At 68.4% G+C, this 14,923-nt stretch carries 11 protein-coding genes; 6 read left to right on the forward strand and 5 right to left on the reverse strand.

Annotated features, from left to right (window positions below; all coding sequences use genetic code 11):
• Positions 1-36 precede the first annotated feature (36 nt).
• On the reverse strand, positions 37-1,113 hold the full coding sequence (gene queG / locus ACTJI2_RS13330; protein WP_183642471.1) for a tRNA epoxyqueuosine(34) reductase QueG: 1,077 nt from the start codon (positions 1,111-1,113) through the stop codon (positions 37-39).
• 23 nt (positions 1,114-1,136) lie between these two features.
• On the opposite strand from queG, the gene ACTJI2_RS13335 reads away from it, so the two are divergent.
• The 6 genes from ACTJI2_RS13335 (at position 1,137) to ACTJI2_RS13360 (ending at position 8,544) form a co-directional block, all read left to right on the forward strand.
• Entirely contained in the window at positions 1,137-2,612 is a 1,476-nt protein-coding gene (locus ACTJI2_RS13335) for an NAD(P)H-hydrate dehydratase (RefSeq protein ID WP_440842409.1), read from the forward strand.
• A gap of 29 nt (positions 2,613-2,641) precedes the next feature.
• The gene (gene tsaE, locus ACTJI2_RS13340; RefSeq protein WP_318288817.1) at positions 2,642-3,133 is read left to right on the forward strand and encodes a tRNA (adenosine(37)-N6)-threonylcarbamoyltransferase complex ATPase subunit type 1 TsaE; all 492 of its coding nucleotides are present in this window, start codon (positions 2,642-2,644) and stop codon (positions 3,131-3,133) included.
• Between the two features lie 132 nt (positions 3,134-3,265).
• Positions 3,266-4,813 carry an N-acetylmuramoyl-L-alanine amidase gene (locus ACTJI2_RS13345; RefSeq protein WP_318288818.1) on the forward strand — a complete coding sequence of 516 codons (1,548 nt, stop codon included), beginning with the start codon at positions 3,266-3,268 and terminating at the stop codon, positions 4,811-4,813.
• A gap of 73 nt (positions 4,814-4,886) precedes the next feature.
• Positions 4,887-6,626 (forward strand): DNA mismatch repair endonuclease MutL, encoded by a 1,740-nt coding sequence (mutL, locus tag ACTJI2_RS13350; protein WP_440842410.1) that lies wholly within the window; start codon positions 4,887-4,889, stop codon positions 6,624-6,626.
• A 26-nt stretch (positions 6,627-6,652) separates the two neighbouring features.
• Positions 6,653-7,594 carry a DUF1684 domain-containing protein gene (locus ACTJI2_RS13355; protein WP_440842411.1) on the forward strand — a complete coding sequence of 314 codons (942 nt, stop codon included), beginning with the start codon at positions 6,653-6,655 and terminating at the stop codon, positions 7,592-7,594.
• 23 nt (positions 7,595-7,617) lie between these two features.
• Positions 7,618-8,544 carry a TraB/GumN family protein gene (locus ACTJI2_RS13360; RefSeq protein ID WP_440842412.1) on the forward strand — a complete coding sequence of 309 codons (927 nt, stop codon included), beginning with the start codon at positions 7,618-7,620 and terminating at the stop codon, positions 8,542-8,544.
• A gap of 54 nt (positions 8,545-8,598) precedes the next feature.
• Here ACTJI2_RS13360 and rnfB read toward each other — a convergent pair whose 3' ends face one another.
• From rnfB to ACTJI2_RS13380, 4 genes are all read right to left on the reverse strand, one after another.
• Positions 8,599-9,018, reverse strand: a complete 420-nt coding sequence (gene rnfB / locus ACTJI2_RS13365) for an Rnf electron transport complex subunit RnfB (RefSeq protein ID WP_183642455.1) — start codon at positions 9,016-9,018, stop codon at positions 8,599-8,601.
• Between the two features lie 67 nt (positions 9,019-9,085).
• On the reverse strand, positions 9,086-11,152 hold the full coding sequence (gene metG / locus ACTJI2_RS13370; protein ID WP_440842413.1) for a methionine--tRNA ligase: 2,067 nt from the start codon (positions 11,150-11,152) through the stop codon (positions 9,086-9,088).
• Between the two features lie 95 nt (positions 11,153-11,247).
• Positions 11,248-11,691 carry a DUF2147 domain-containing protein gene (locus tag ACTJI2_RS13375; RefSeq protein ID WP_141453335.1) on the reverse strand — a complete coding sequence of 148 codons (444 nt, stop codon included), beginning with the start codon at positions 11,689-11,691 and terminating at the stop codon, positions 11,248-11,250.
• Positions 11,692-11,901: 210 nt separating this feature from the next.
• Positions 11,902-14,754, reverse strand: coding sequence for a TonB-dependent receptor plug domain-containing protein (locus ACTJI2_RS13380; protein ID WP_440842415.1), 2,853 nt, complete (start codon positions 14,752-14,754; stop codon positions 11,902-11,904).
• Positions 14,755-14,923: the final 169 nt, after the last annotated feature.

The following is a 14,923-nucleotide window of genomic DNA, read 5'->3' on the forward strand; positions in this document are numbered from 1 at the left end:
TTCGCGACTGACGTCGCTCCCACAGGGCATGCCGGCTCATTGCACCCCATGCCGCCGCAGCGCCCACGCCACGTGCTCGCGCACCAGCGGCGAGGGGTCCTCGCGGCGCGAAGCCAATGCCGCCAGCACGTCCGGCGTGGCCGGCGCATTGCCCAGCGCGACGGCGATGTTGCGCAGCCAGCGCTCATGGCCGCTGCGGCGGATCGCCGAACCTTCCGTGCGGCGCAGGAATTCGGCTTCGTCCCACGCGAACAACTGCGGCAGCGTCGCGGTATCCAGATCGTTGCGGGCGCGGAAATCCGGTTCGTCATGGCGCTTGGCGAACTTGTTCCAGGGACAGACCAGCTGGCAGTCGTCGCAACCGAAGATGCGGTTGCCCATCGGCACGCGCAGATCCTCGGGAATCGCGCCGTCGTGCTCGATGGTCAGGTAGGAAATGCAGCGCCGCGCGTCGAGACGATACGGCGCGGTGATCGCGTCGGTCGGGCAGATGTCGATGCAGCGCGTGCAGGTGCCGCAGTGCGCGCTGGCGGGCGCGTCAATCGGCAGCGGCAGGTCGACGTAGATTTCACCGAGGAAGAACCAGGAGCCGCCATCCTTGTCGATGAGACAGGTGTGCTTGCCGATCCAGCCGAGCCCGGCGTTGCGCGCTAGCGCGCGTTCCAGCACCGGCGCCGAATCCACGAACACGCGATGGCCGAACGCGCCGACTTCCTGCTGCAGGCGTTCGGCCAGCCGCTGCAGGCGATTGCGCATCAGCTTGTGGTAGTCGCGTCCCAGCGCGTAGCGGGCCACATAGGCGCGTTCGCCGTCGGCCAGCGTTCGCCAGGCGTCGTCACTGTCGTTGCGGCCGTAATCCAGTCCCACCGAAATCACCCGCAGGGTGCCGGGCAGGAGTTCCTGCGGCCGGCTGCGCAGGTCGCCGTGGCGCGCCATCCAGTCCATCGACCCGTACAGGCCCTGCGCCAGCCAGTCGCGCAGATGGGCCTCGTCCTCTCCCAGTTCGACACCGGCGATGCCGCAGCGCTGGAAGCCGAACTCGCGCGCCAGCCCGCGCACCCGCGCGGCGAGCGCGGCGGGATCCGGAAGCGTGGCGGGCGCGGTGGCAGGCATGCGACAAGTATAGAATCGCCCGCATGTCCGGCAGCTTTCCCCTGTACGACACCGCCGCCGCGCGCGACCTGGACGCGCGCGCCACCGTCCGCCTGGGCGGCGACCCGCATGTCCTGATGCTGCGGGCGGGGCAGGCGGCCTGGCGGCACCTGCGGGATCACTGGCCGCGGGCCCAGCGCCTGGTGGTGGTGTGCGGACCCGGCAACAACGGCGGAGACGGCTACGTGCTGGCGCGACTGGCGCAGCGCTCCGGGCACGTGGTCACGGTGGTGCACCTGGACGAGCACGTGCCGCGCACGCCGTCCAGCCAGCGCGCCTGCACCGACTACATCGCCGCGGGCGGGCGCATCGCACTTCATAGCGGTGGACCGCTGCCGCCTGCCGACATGGTGGTCGACGCCTTGTTCGGCATCGGCCTGTCGCGTGCGCCGGATGCGGGTTCCGCGCGCCTGATCGAGGCGATCAACGCGCAGGGCGCGCCGGTGTTCGCGCTCGATGTTCCCAGCGGCGTGGATGCCGATCGCGGACACGTGCCCGGCGTGGCAGTGGTGGCCTCGCGCACGTTGCAGTTCATTGCCGAGCACGTGGGACTGCGCACCGGCCAGGCGCTGGAATACACCGGCGCGTGCGCGCTGGACGAACTCGAAGTCGATGACGAAACCTTCGCCGGCGTCCCCGCCGCCGCCAACGGCCTGGGCGCGGAAGCGCTCGCGCGCTGGCTGTTGCCGCGCCGGCGCAATACCCACAAGGGCGAGTCCGGCCGGGTGCTGTGCATCGGCGGTGATCACGGCAGCGGTGGCGCCATCGCGTTGTGCGCGGAAGCGGCGCTGCGTGCCGGCGCCGGCCTGCTCCGCGTCGCCACCCGTGAACGCCACGTCGCGCCCCTGCTGGCGCGACGGCCGGAAGCGATGGTGCGCGCGGTCGAATCCGGCGAGGAACTGGCGCCGCTGCTGCCGCAGGCCGATGTCGTCGCGCTTGGCCCCGGACTGGGGCAGGAGGACTGGGGACGCGGGCTGTTCGAACTGGTGCTGCGCGCGCAACCGCCCTGCGTGCTGGATGCCGATGCCCTGAACCTGCTGGCCGCGTATCCGCACGAACTGCGTGACGCGATCCTGACCCCGCATCCCGGTGAAGCGGCGCGCCTGCTGGGCGTGGAGACGCACGAGGTGCAGCAGGATCGCTTCGCCGCCGCGGGCGCGCTGGCGGAGCGCCATCGCGCGGTGATTGTGCTGAAGGGCGCCGGCACGATCGTCGCTGCGCGGGGCGAAATTCCCTGCGTGCTGGATGCCGGCAACCCAGGCATGGCCGTAGGCGGCATGGGCGATGTGCTGACCGGCATCATCGCGGCGTTGCGCGCGCAGGGACTGCCCGCGTTCGACGCCGCGCGCGCAGGCGCGCTGCTGCATTCGCTGGCGGGCGACGTCGCCGCGGCGGAAGGCGAACGCGGCCTGCTGCCTTCGGATCTGATGCCGATCGTGCGGCGGCTTGCCAATCCCTGAGCGTGTGCGGCGAAGGCTAGAATCGCGGCATGGAATCCTTGTCCCTGTTCCTTTCCGACAGCGAAGCGACCGATGCACTCGGGCGCGCGCTCGCGGCCACCCGGCCGGCCAGCGCCGTGGTCCACCTGCAAGGCGATCTGGGCGCGGGCAAATCCACCCTGGCGCGCGCATTGCTGCGGGCCTTGGGCGTGCAGGGCGCGATCCGCAGCCCGACCTATACCCTGGTCGAGCGCTACCCGATCGCCGACGGCGAAGCCTGGCACCTGGATCTGTACCGCATCGGCGACGCCGGGGAACTGGATTTCCTGGGCCTGGACGAGGGCAGCGCCACGCTCTGGCTGGTGGAATGGCCCGAGCGCGGCGGCGCCGGCTTGCCGGCCTGCGACCTGCGGGTGCGGCTGGCGGTCGAGGGCGACGGTCGTGCGGTCAGGCTGGAAGCCGCGGGCGAAACCGGGCAGGCGTGGCTGGCGCGCCTGAAAAAAAGTGGCCAGTTGCCTCGATCACCTGTCCCGACGGTGTAGGAAGATCCGGCAGGTCACGGATTATTAAGGGAAAACTTCTTGCATTCCTGGGCGGTTGGTGCTTGAATCCGCCGCATGTCCCTGGGGAAACCTCCATTTCGACGCCTCCGCATCGCCGCCCTCGGGTTGGTGATGGCTTCGGCGTGCGCTGGAACGGCCTCCGCCGGCGAGGTCAGCGCGGTCCAGCTGAGCAACGGCGCGACCGGCACCCGGGCTGAAATCCACCTGCAGGGCAAGGGCGAGTTCAAGACCCTGGCGCTGCATGGGCCCGAGCGCCTGGTGGTCGACCTGCCGGCTTCCAGCGCCACGCGTGGCCTGAAACTGCCGGCCGGACAGGGCATCGTCACGGCGGTGCGCACCGGCCAACCCAATCCCGGCACGCTGCGGGTCGTGTTCGATCTGGCCGGCCCCGTCACCGCGCTCAAGCCACGCGTGGAGGCCGCGGAGGGCGGCGCGCGCCTGGTCATCGAGTGGCCCGGCGATGGTCCCGCCGTCGCCAAGGCGCCGGCCGCGACCACGCCTGCATCCGCATCGAACAACGCGACGACCCCGGCAACGACCGCGCCGCCACCGGCTGCATCGACGCCTTCGGCCGGCCAGGCCACCGCCGCCCTGGCGGCGCAGGTCGCGCAGCAGGCCAACGCACCGGCCACCACGCCGGCCACGCGTCCGGCCGAACAGAACGCGCCGTCGCAACCGACGTCGTCGCCATCGCCGCAGGCCATCCTCAACGGGCAGGCGACCACGCAGGTCGCGCCGGCCCAGCCGAACGCCGCCGGTGTGACGCCAGGTGGCGTTCCGTACACCATCGCCACCGGAAAGCCGGCCACGCCGGCACCGGGAGAGGTGGCTTCCACGGTCGCGTCCGTGCCGCAGGAACCGGCGCCGCGGGTCGGCATGCGCGCCGGCATGCGTCCACTGATCGTGGCCATCGATCCCGGCCACGGCGGCCAGGATTCGGGCGCCGTCGGCATGGGCGGCACCTACGAGAAGAACGTCGTGCTGGCGATCGGCCGCGAACTGGCGCGCCAGATCAACGCCACGCCGGGCATGAAGGCGTACATGACCCGCGACAGCGATGTCTTCATCCCGCTCAACATGCGCGCCCGCAAGGCCCGTGCGGCGGGCGCCGACATGTTCGTGTCGATCCACGCGGACGCGGCGGAAAACCGCTCGGCGCGGGGTTCCTCCGTGTACGTGCTGTCGCTGAAAGGCGCGTCCTCGCAACGCGCGCGCTGGCTGGCGGACAAGGAAAACGCCTCCGACCTGATCGGCGGCGTGGCCCTGCAGAAGGTCGACAACACGTTGGGTTCGGTGCTGCTGGATCTGGCCCAGAGCGGTCACATGCGCGCCTCGGAAGACGCGGCCAACCACGTGCTCGACGGCCTGAAACGGGTCGGCAACAACCACAAGCCGAACATCGAACGCGCCAACTTCGCGGTGCTGCGTACCTCGGACATGCCGTCGATGCTGGTGGAAACCGCCTTCATCTCCAATCCGGACGAAGAGAAGCGGCTGAAGGATCCGGCCTACCAGCGCAAGGTCGCCGCCGCCGTGCTGGATGGCGTCAATACCTATTTCACCCGCCAGCCGCCGCCGGGCACGCTGTTCGCCGCGCGCGCGCAGGCGGAAGCCGAGGCGCGCAGCGCCGCCGCGGGCGGAGCCGCCGGCGCCCCCTGAGCGCACCGCGTCGGGCCAGCGCTCGGCTATCATCCGCACTGACTTCCCGCGACGGCGAACACGCCGCCCCGACGTGCCGATCCGCCAACTGCCCGACACCCTCATCAACCAGATCGCCGCGGGCGAGGTGGTGGAGCGCCCGGCGTCGGTGGTCAAGGAACTGGTGGAGAACGCCCTGGACGCGGGCGCGCGCCGCGTCGACATCGATCTGGAGGAGGGCGGCATCCGCCTGATCCGGATTCGCGACGATGGCGGCGGCATTCCGGCCGCGGAACTGCCGCTGGCGATCTCGCGCCACGCGACCAGCAAGATTGCGTCGCTGGATGATCTGGAAGCCGTCGCCACCCTGGGTTTCCGCGGCGAGGCATTGCCTTCGATCGCGTCGGTGAGCCGTTTCCTGTTGACGTCGCGGCGCCTCGATGACGCGCATGGCGCGGCGTTGCGCGTGGATGGCGGCCAACTGGGTGAAGTGGCGCCGGCGCCGCATCCGCCCGGCACGACCGTGGAGGTGCGGGACCTGTTCTACAACGTGCCGGCGCGGCGCAAGTTCCTGCGCGCCGGGCGCACCGAACTGGGACATATCGAGGAGTGGCTGCGTTCGCTCGCGCTGGCCCGGCCGGAAATCGAACTGCGGGTCGGCGTGGACGGCAAGCCCGCGCGCCGCTACCGGCCGGATGGCATGGATCCGCTGGCGCGGGTGCGCGAGACCCTCGGCGACACCTTCGTGGAGCAGGCGCTGCGCATCGAGCACGCCGCCGCCGGCCTGCGCCTGCACGGCTGGATCGCGCAACCGCAATATTCGCGCGCGACCGGCGATCAGCAGTACCTGTACGTCAACGGTCGCGCGGTGCGCGATCGCAACATCGGCCATGCAGCCAAGAGCGCCTACAAGGACGTGCTGTTCCATGGCCGCCAGCCGGCGTACGTGCTGTTCCTGGAACTGGAACCGACCCGCGTCGACGTCAACGTGCATCCGGCCAAGCACGAGGTGCGTTTCCGCGACGCGCGGCTGATCTACGATTTCGTCCTGGGGACGCTGCACGAAGCGCTGGCGGAAACCCGCGCGACGATGGCGCGCGCGCTGGCGATGCCGCAGGGCGCCGATGGCACGCACGCCTTGCCGGCGGTGGCGCAGGTGCGTGAGGCGCGTGCCTTCTATGAAGCCCTGTATGGCGAACATGGCGCGTTGCCGTCGCAGCCCTCGATGCCACCGCTTTCACCAATGCTGGACGGCGAGGTGCCGCCGCTGGGATTCGCGGTCGCGGTGCTGCACGGTCGTTATCTGCTGGCCCAGGACACGCAGGGCATGGTCCTGCTCGATCTGCCGGCCACCCACCGCCGGTTGATGCTGGCACGCCTGCACGCGGCGCGCGCGGGCATCGGATTGCACGCACAGCCGTTGCTGTTGCCGCTGGAACTGGAAGTCGATCCGGAAGCGGCGCGACGGGGTGCGCGGAATGCGGCATGGCTGGCGTCGCTGGGCCTGGTCGTCGAACCGGCGGGCGAAACACGCCTGCGCCTGCGCGCGGTTCCGGCGCTGCTGGTGGACGCCGACCCGGAAGCGCTGCTGCGCGATGTGCTGGCGGCTGTTGGCGGCGATGATGCACGGGAACCGGAAGACGCGCGCGTGGAGCGCTTGCTCGCGGTGATGGCCGGCCACGGCGTGCCCGCGCCGCGCGGCATGACGCTGGCGGAAATGAACGCCCTGCTGCGCGAGGTCGAACGGATCGAAGCGAGCCATGGCGATACGGGTGTACTGTGGCGGCGATTCGGGCTTGCTGAAATCGAACAGGGATTCAGTCGGGGGACGTGATGGGAACGTGGCGACGATTTGCCTGCATGGCTGGACTGCTGTTGCTGGCCTCGTGCCAGCGCGACGCGGCGGATGACGGGAGCAATGCCGCACGCAAGGCGCAGGATCCCGCGTTCCTGGCGGCCGAGGATCAGTGGCGCGCGCAGCGGCGCGAGGAATTGCTGAAGCCGGATGGCTGGACCAGCCTGGTCGGGCTGCACTGGATCCAGTTGAAGGCGCACTACATCGGCAGCGGGCCGGACAGCGGCATCCGCCTGGCGGTCGGACCGGCCAGGCTGGGCATGCTGTCCGACGAGAAAGGGCGCATCCATTTCACTCCCGAACCGGGCGTGGCGGTGACCTTCAACGGCCGGCCTGTCCGGAGCAAGGTGGAGATACCGAGCGATCACGACGAGTCGCCCGGTGTCATCGGCTTCGACGACGGCAAAGGATGGTTGACGGTGATCGAACGCGGTGGCCGCCACGCGCTGCGGGTGAAGCACGCCGACGCGGAAAGTCGGGTGCGGTTCGCAGGCCTGAAGTACTGGCCGGCGGCCGCGGACTGGAAAATCCAGGCCCGCTTCGTGCCGCATCCGCCGGGCAAGACGATCCCGATCGTCGACATCACCGGCACCACCACGCCGTCGCCGAACCCCGGTGCGGTGGAGTTCGAACGCGACGGGCGCCGTTATCGGCTCGAAGCGCTGGGCGATCCCGGCGGGGAACTGTTCTTCGTGCTGGCTGATCGCACCAGCGGCCATGGCAGCTATCCGGCCGGCCGCTTCCTGGACGCGCCACCAGTCGTCGACGGCAAGGTCTGGCTGGATTTCAACCAAGCCTACAACCCGCCCTGCGCATTCACGCCGTTCGCGACCTGTCCGCTGCCACCGCCGGAAAACCGCCTGGATCTGGCGATCAGCGCCGGCGAACAGACCTACAAGCCGGCGCCCGCGGCGACGGCGCCCCCCTCACAGAAGGCCACGCAATGAATCAGACACCTCGCGGAAAGAAGATGCGCCGACTGCGCGCCGTTGGCCTGGCCGTGCTCGCCGCGGTTGCATCCCCGGCATTCGCCGATGCGCCAAAATCGCAGGGCGAAGCGCCGGTACCGCTGCTGTGGAAGGTTTCCGACAGCGACAACGCCGTCTATCTGCTCGGTTCTTTCCACATGCTGAAACCTGCGGACTATCCGCTGGCGCGGGACGTGGACGGCGCTTTCGCGGACGCCGAGTCGGTGATGTTCGAACTGTCCCCGGACGAAATGGGACCGGCGCTGTCGACCCGGATGATGCAGGCTGCGCTGCGCAGCGACGGCAAGAGCCTGCGCGATGATCTGGACGAAGCCACCTGGACGAAGCTGGAGGCCTATGCCGCCAAGAACGGGATGCCAGTGGCCAATCTCGCCGCATTCAAGCCCTGGTTCGTCGGCTTGACCATCAGCGTGACCGAGATGATGCGGCAGGGGCTGGATCCCAAGATCGGCCTGGACGCGCACTTCATGGAACAGGCCAAATCCGCCGGCAAGCCGGCCAGCGGCCTGGAGCAGGCCCTGGATCAGATCACCCTGCTGGACGGCATGGACGCGGTGGAGCAGCGGCAATTCCTCAAGGAGGTCCTGGACCAGGCGGAGAAGGGGCCCGGCCAGACCGAGAAACTGCATGCGGCCTGGCGGCGTGGTGATGCCGCGATGCTGTGGGAGGAAATGGCCGCCGAGATGAAGCGCGAGTACCCGCGCCTGTACCAGCGCATCAACGTCGATCGCAATGACAACTGGGTGCCGAAGATCGAAAAGCGGCTGACCGAGTCCGCCAGCGACGACACGCTGGTGATCGTGGGAGCGCTGCATCTGCTGGGCAGCGACGGCGTGGTCGAGAAGCTGCGCGCGCGCGGCTACCAGGTCGAGCGCATCTGCTCGGCGTGCAAGGCACCGCGGAAGTAGCCGGTAGAAGTAATCTGGATACGTGCGGATATCTGCGCACGATGAAAACGCCGGCTATGGAGCCGGCGTCATCACGATGCAATCGACCGGGCAGGCCGGCACGCAGAGTTCGCAGCCGGTGCACAGCGGATCGATGACCACGTGCATGTGCTTGGCGCCGCCGATGATGGCGTCGACCGGGCAGGCCTGGATGCACTTGGTGCAGCCGATGCAGTCGGCTTCGACGACTACCGCGACCGCCGGCGGCTTGTGTTCGCCACGCGCGCGGTCATAGGGAAGCGCGGGACGGTCGAGCAGCCGCGCCAGCGCATGCGCGCCGGCGTCGCCGCCGGGCGGACAGCGATCCACATCCGCCTCGCCGCGCGCCATCGCCTCGGCATAGGGCCGGCAGCCGTCGAAACCGCACTGGCCGCACTGGGTCTGCGGCAGCAGCCTGTCCAGGCGTTCGACCAATGCGGGCGTGGCGTGGTTCATGCGAGGGGGGCGCGAGACATGGACGCGTGACCGATCTCTGTCGCGGACGTCCGATCGCGGGGACGAATCAGCGGACCGGCATGCCCGGCTGCGCGCCGTCGTCGGCGTCCAGCAGGGCCAGCGCGCCGCCGTCGAAACCGGCCGACAGGATCATTCCCTCGCTGAGGCCGAAACGCATCTTGCGCGGCGCCAGGTTGGCGATGAACACCACGTTGCGGCCAACCAGCTTCTCCGGCTCGCCGTAGCTGGCGCGGATGCCCGAGAAGATCTGGCGCTTGCCCAGATCGCCCGCGTCCAGCTCGAAGCGCAGCAGCTTGTCCGAACCGTCGACGAACTCGCAGGCCAGCACCTTGCCGATGCGCAGATCGAGCTTGGCGAAGTCGTCGATGCCGATATGGCTGGTCGCGTCGCCGGCCGTCTCCGGCTTGGCGGGCGCGGCCGGGGCGGCCTTGGCCGGTGCCGGCGTGGCGGTGGTGGCGGGAGCGAGGGTTTCCTTGGAGGCTTCGGTCATGGCGTCGATCAACTTCGGGTCAATGCGGGTAAACAGTGCGGCGTACGGCTGGATGTTCCGGCCGGTGAGCGGCGCATCCAGATCCGGCCAGGCGGTGACGGGCGCGGCGAGGAAGGCCTCGGCCTGTTCCGCGGTGCGCGGCAGCACCGGCTTGAGCGCGGCGGCCAGCACGCGGAACAGGTTCAGGCCCTGGGTGCAGACCGCCTGCAACTCGGCATCGGCGCCTTCCTGCTTGGCGATCACCCACGGCTTCCGGTCGTCGATGTAGCGGTTGGCTTCGTCGGCCAGCGCCATGGTGGCGCGGATCGCGGCGGCCGGATCGTTGCGCTCGTACGCCTCGCGCACCGGCGCCAGCGCGGCGACGAAGCGGTCGTACATCGCGGGATCCGGCAGGGAGTCGGCGAGGCGGCCGCCGAAGCGCTTGTCGATGAAACCGGCGCAGCGACTGGCCAGGTTGACGAACTTGCCGACCAGATCGGCGTTCACCCGCGCGGTGAAGTCGCCCAGGTTCAGATCCAGATCGTCCACGCCGCCGGAGGATTTTGCGGCGTAGTAGTAGCGCAAGGCTTCGGCTTCCAGACCGACATCCAGGTAGGTGCGCGCCTTCACGAAGGTGCCGCGCGACTTGGACATCTTGGCGCCGTCCACGGTCAGGTAGCCGTTGACGTGCAGGCGGGTCGGCGCGCGATGGCCGGTGCCGTGCAGCACCGCCGGCCAGAACAGGCCATGGAAGTTGACGATGTCCTTGCCGATGAAGTGATGGAGTTCCACCTCGGTCCCGGCGCGCAGATGCGCGTCGAAATCCAGGCCCTTCTTTTCGCACAACACCCTGAAGCTGCTCAGGTAGCCGATCGGCGCGTCCAGCCAGACATAGAAATACTTGCCCGGCGCACCCGGAATGCCGAAGCCGAAGTAGGGCGCATCGCGGGAAATGTCCCAGGCGCGCAGGCCGCCCTCGGCGTCCAGCCACTCCATCAGCTTGGCCTTCACGCCCGGCAGGGCCACGTCTCCCGCCAGCCATTCGCGCAGGAAGCCTTCGAAACGACCGACCTCGAAGAAGAAATGTTCGGAGTCGCGGATTTCCGGCGTCGCGCCCGACAGCACCGACTTCGGTTCCTTCAGATCGGTCGGCGCATAGGTCGCACCACAGACCTCGCAGTTGTCGCCGTACTGATCCGGCGAACCGCAGTTGGGGCAGATGCCCTTGATGTAGCGATCCGGCAGGAACATGCCCTTGGCCGGATCGTAGAACTGGGCGACATTGCGGCGCGCGATATGGCCGCCGGCAGCCAGCCTGGCGTAGAACGCTTCGGTCAGCTCGCGGTTGATCGCCGAGTTGGTGGAATCGTAGTGATCGAACGCCACGCCGAAGGCGGCGAAATCACGCTCGTGGCCGGCCTGTACGTCCGCCACGAAAGCTTCCGGCGTCGTGCCCGCCTTCTCCGCCGCCAGCATGATCGGGGTGCCGTGGGTGTCGTCGGCGCAGACGAAATGGGTGGTGTTCCCGGCCAGGCGGCGGGCACGGACCCAGATGTCGGCCTGGATGTAGCCCACCAGGTGGCCCAGGTGCAGCGGACCGTTGGCGTAGGGCAGGGCGGTGGTGACGAGGGCGGTGCGGCTCATGGCGGGCGGCTTGCGGGGAGTCGGTCATTATCGCATGGCCCAAAAAAGACAGCCCGGCGGGGCCGGGCTGTCGGGAACGCTGGATGTGACGGCGCTTACTCGCGCTGCCAGGTCTGTGCGCGGCAGATGAATGCGATGCAGCCGGAGACGTCCAGTTTCTGCCCGCCGGCCTGCAGTTCCATCTTCGACTTGTAGGTCTTGCCGTTGGCCGGATCCAGGATGGTGCCGCCGCTCCATTCGTTGGCGCCGTCGGCCTTCAGGCCCCACAGGATCACCATGCCCTTGACCGGCTTGTCCTTGCGATCGCCGGTGCACTTGTCGCAGGTCGGGTTGGGGCCGCGATCCGAGTGCAGCACGTCGACCACCTTGCCGGCCAGCGAGCCATTGGTGGTGGTGTAGATCTCCACGATCGACTTCACCTTGCCGGTCTTGTCGTCGATGGTCTTCCAGCGGCCCACCGCGCCGTCGGCGGCGGAAGCGGCCAGGGATGCCGCCAGCAGCGGCAGGGCCAGCAGGGTGGCGGTCAGGATCTTGCGCATGTTCCCCTCCCAGGGAGTCTTGGACGAACCGGCGGAACCCGCCGGAATGGCCTCCTTTATACCGCATCCGCTGGCGTATGGAAGCGGCGGGGCCGGGCGGTTCAGGCCGCGGCCGGTCGCCCCGACGCCTGGCCCGGAAAGCCTGCCGGACACGAAAAAGAAAAGCCCCGCCTTGCGGCGGGGCTTTTGGTACTGCTGTGTGTCCAGCGGTTACTTGCCGAACTTGTAGCGCGCTTCCACGAAGAACGAACGGCCGTACACGTTGTACAGGTAGTTGTTGTACGGCGTGGCCTCGTTGCCGGGGTAGCTGCGGGCCTGGTCTTCCGGGGTCTTGTCCAGGACGTTGTTGACCATGAACGAGAATTCCAGGTTGTCCATCGGCGCGTAGTTCACGCTCATGTTGTACGTGATGTACGGCGCCCACCAGCCGGCGCGCGGATCGGTGAAGCCACGGGTGTTGTACGCGACCCAGTTCGGCGTCTTGCCGATGCGGTTCGCATAGACCGTGGTGGTCCACTTGTCCTTGTTCCAGGCCACCGACAGGTCGGCGCGGGTCTTGGCGTACGCGTCATACACCCACATCGAGTACGGGTCGCGCAGCAGGTCGATCGCGGGATCGCCCGGCAGCGGGGTGACCGTGTGCTTCAGCGTGTTGGTGTAGTTGCCGGCGAACTTCAGCGCGCCGAAGCGACCGATGTCCAGCAGGTAGTTGACGCTGGCGTTGACCGCGCGCAGCTTCTGCTTGGCGACATTGACCTTCGGGGTGAACACGGTCTCGATCGCGCCGGTGCCGTCACGCGTGATCCAGGCCAGCGCGTTCTGGCAACCCTGCGAACCGGTGTCCATCTGGCCGGTGCGGCAGTAGTACTCCATCAGCGACAGCTGGTCGGTGCTCTGCAGGTCGACTTCGTTCTCGATGTCCCACGCGAAGTAGTCCACCGACATCGACAGGTTGCTGCTCGGCGCCCAGACCACGCCGGCGCTCCACACGTCCGCGGTGATCGGCTCCAGCTTCGGATTGCCCGCCTGCTGGCCGAAGAACTGCGAGTCGTCATAGGCGCAGTCGGCGGTGTTGCCCGGCAGGTAGCCTTCCTGGGCGCAGCGATAGTAGTCGGTCACCTGGTCGTAGTAGCCGCTGACACCCTGGAAGGTGTCGGACAGGGTCGGCGCGCGGAACGCGGTGCCGTACTTGCCGCGCAGCAGCAGGCTTTCGATCGGGCGGTACTCCAGGCCGATGCTGTAGGTCGGCTTGTCGACGGTTTCGCCGTAGGCGTCGAACGCGTCATAGCGGCCGGACAGGGTCACGGTCAGCGGCTCCAGCACGGGCAGGCGCAGTTCGCTGGTGACCGCGTAGCGGGTGCGGTGGCCGGCGCCGCTCACGGCGGTGGTGCCCCACACCTGCGATTCCAGCGTTTCCGGATCCGCGATCAGGCGTGCGTCGGGCGTGTAGTCCCAACCCTGGTTGCCGCCTTCGACCACCACGGCCAGGCCGGCGTCGCCGCCCGGCAGCGAGAACAGCGCGCTGTTGGTCACCTGCGCGCGCAGCATGTTGTCCCAGGTCTTGCTGCGCGAGGTCGCGAAACCGGTGAAGCTGGCGAAGTCGGCCGGCGACATCGGGGTATAGAACGCCGCGTAGTCCGGACGGAACACCGGATACAGGCCCTGCACCGGATCCAGGCCCAGCTGCGGGCCCAGCACGTTCTGCTCGAAGTAGTCGTTGATCGGATCCGCCCAGCGGGCGAAGCGGCGCTGCTTCAGGCGGTACTCGGTGCGGGTCAGGCCCAGATCCCAGTCCCAGTTGCCCAGCACGCCGTTGGCGCCGAAGGTCACCGAGTAGGAACTGCTGCGATCGGTGTTCATGATGTCGCGGTAGCCTTCGCCGCCGATGTCCTCGGGCGAGAACGCGCGCTGCAGGTTGACCAGCGCATCGAGGTCCGGATCGTAGAAGTAGCCGTACTTGGCGCTGGTGCTCCACCAGGTGTAGGCCGAACCGGTGGCGTACTTCACTTCTTCATGGCTGTACAGCACGTCGCCGTACAACTGCAGGCTGTCGCTGACATCGAAGGTCGCGTGGCCGTAGGCCTGCGCGGATTCCTTGCCGTTGGTGATGGTGCGGTAACCCGGCGTGCTGAACGAGCCGCAGTACTGGCCGAAGCCCGGACGGTTCTGCAGCCCTTCGGTGCCACCGAACTGGCCGCTGACGTTGGCGCAGTTGTTCGGATCCAGGAACAGGTAGCCGTTGTTGGCCGGGCGGATGCCGCCGCTGGCCGCGTAGTCGCGGTAGCCGGCGACCAGGTAGTCGCGGCTGGCCAGCGGCGCGGTGTAGCCGTTGACGTTGTATTGCTTGGTCAGATCGCGCTGGTAGCCCCAGATCGGATCCTTGGTCTCGGCCTGGATGCCGGCCAGCACGTTCAGGCGGCCGTCGTAGCCGGTGAAGCCCTTGGCCAGGCTGAAGCGGAAGCTGTCGCCGCCGCCGTCGCCATAGGCGCCGCCGCGCACGCTGAGCGCGCCGCCGTCCATGTTCTTCTTCAGGATGATGTTGATGACGCCGGCGATCGCGTCCGAACCGTACAGGGAGGACTGGCCGCCCGGCAGGATCTCGATGCGCTCGACCAGATCGATCGGAATGCCGCTGATGTTGTTGAAGGTATCGCTACCGTTGTACAGCGCCGGATAGTTGGCCATCGGGCGGCCGTCGATCAGGTACTTGGTGTAGCCCGGATCCAGGCCGAACATGCTGACCGTCTCGGCGCCCTGGGTGAACGCGGCAGAGGTCTGGCCGCCCTGGATGCCGCCGGTGGAGAACGCGGACTGCTGCAGGGCATCGGCGATGCTGGTGAAACCACGGGTCTTGATGTCCTCGGCGGAAATCGTGGTGACCGGGGTGAAGTTTTCCAGCTGGGTCTGGGGGATGAGCGAACCGGTGACCGTGACCTTGTCGAGGTTGGTGGTGTCGCCGGCGGGAGCGGGGGAGGCGTCTTGAGCGAAAGCGGCGGTCGGGGCCAACAGGACGGCGACCATCGCCGCGGTCAGGCGGCTCCGCTTGATGTTGCGAACTGGCATTTGCTTGTTATTCCTTGGAACGGATTGCAAAAGGTGCGGCCCTTCGCGCTGTTCCCTCAGCCAGACCACAGAGTTCCCCGACATTCCTGGGGGGCGGCGAACTTAACACGCATTTAACTGCCACTGTAACGTTTGTTACGTTTTGTGAAGGCGAGTGGACAGGCTTGGT

The sequence above is a fragment of the Pseudoxanthomonas sp. 22568 genome, assembly GCF_052044485.1.
Classification (GTDB): domain Bacteria; phylum Pseudomonadota; class Gammaproteobacteria; order Xanthomonadales; family Xanthomonadaceae; genus Pseudoxanthomonas_A; species Pseudoxanthomonas_A beigongshangi.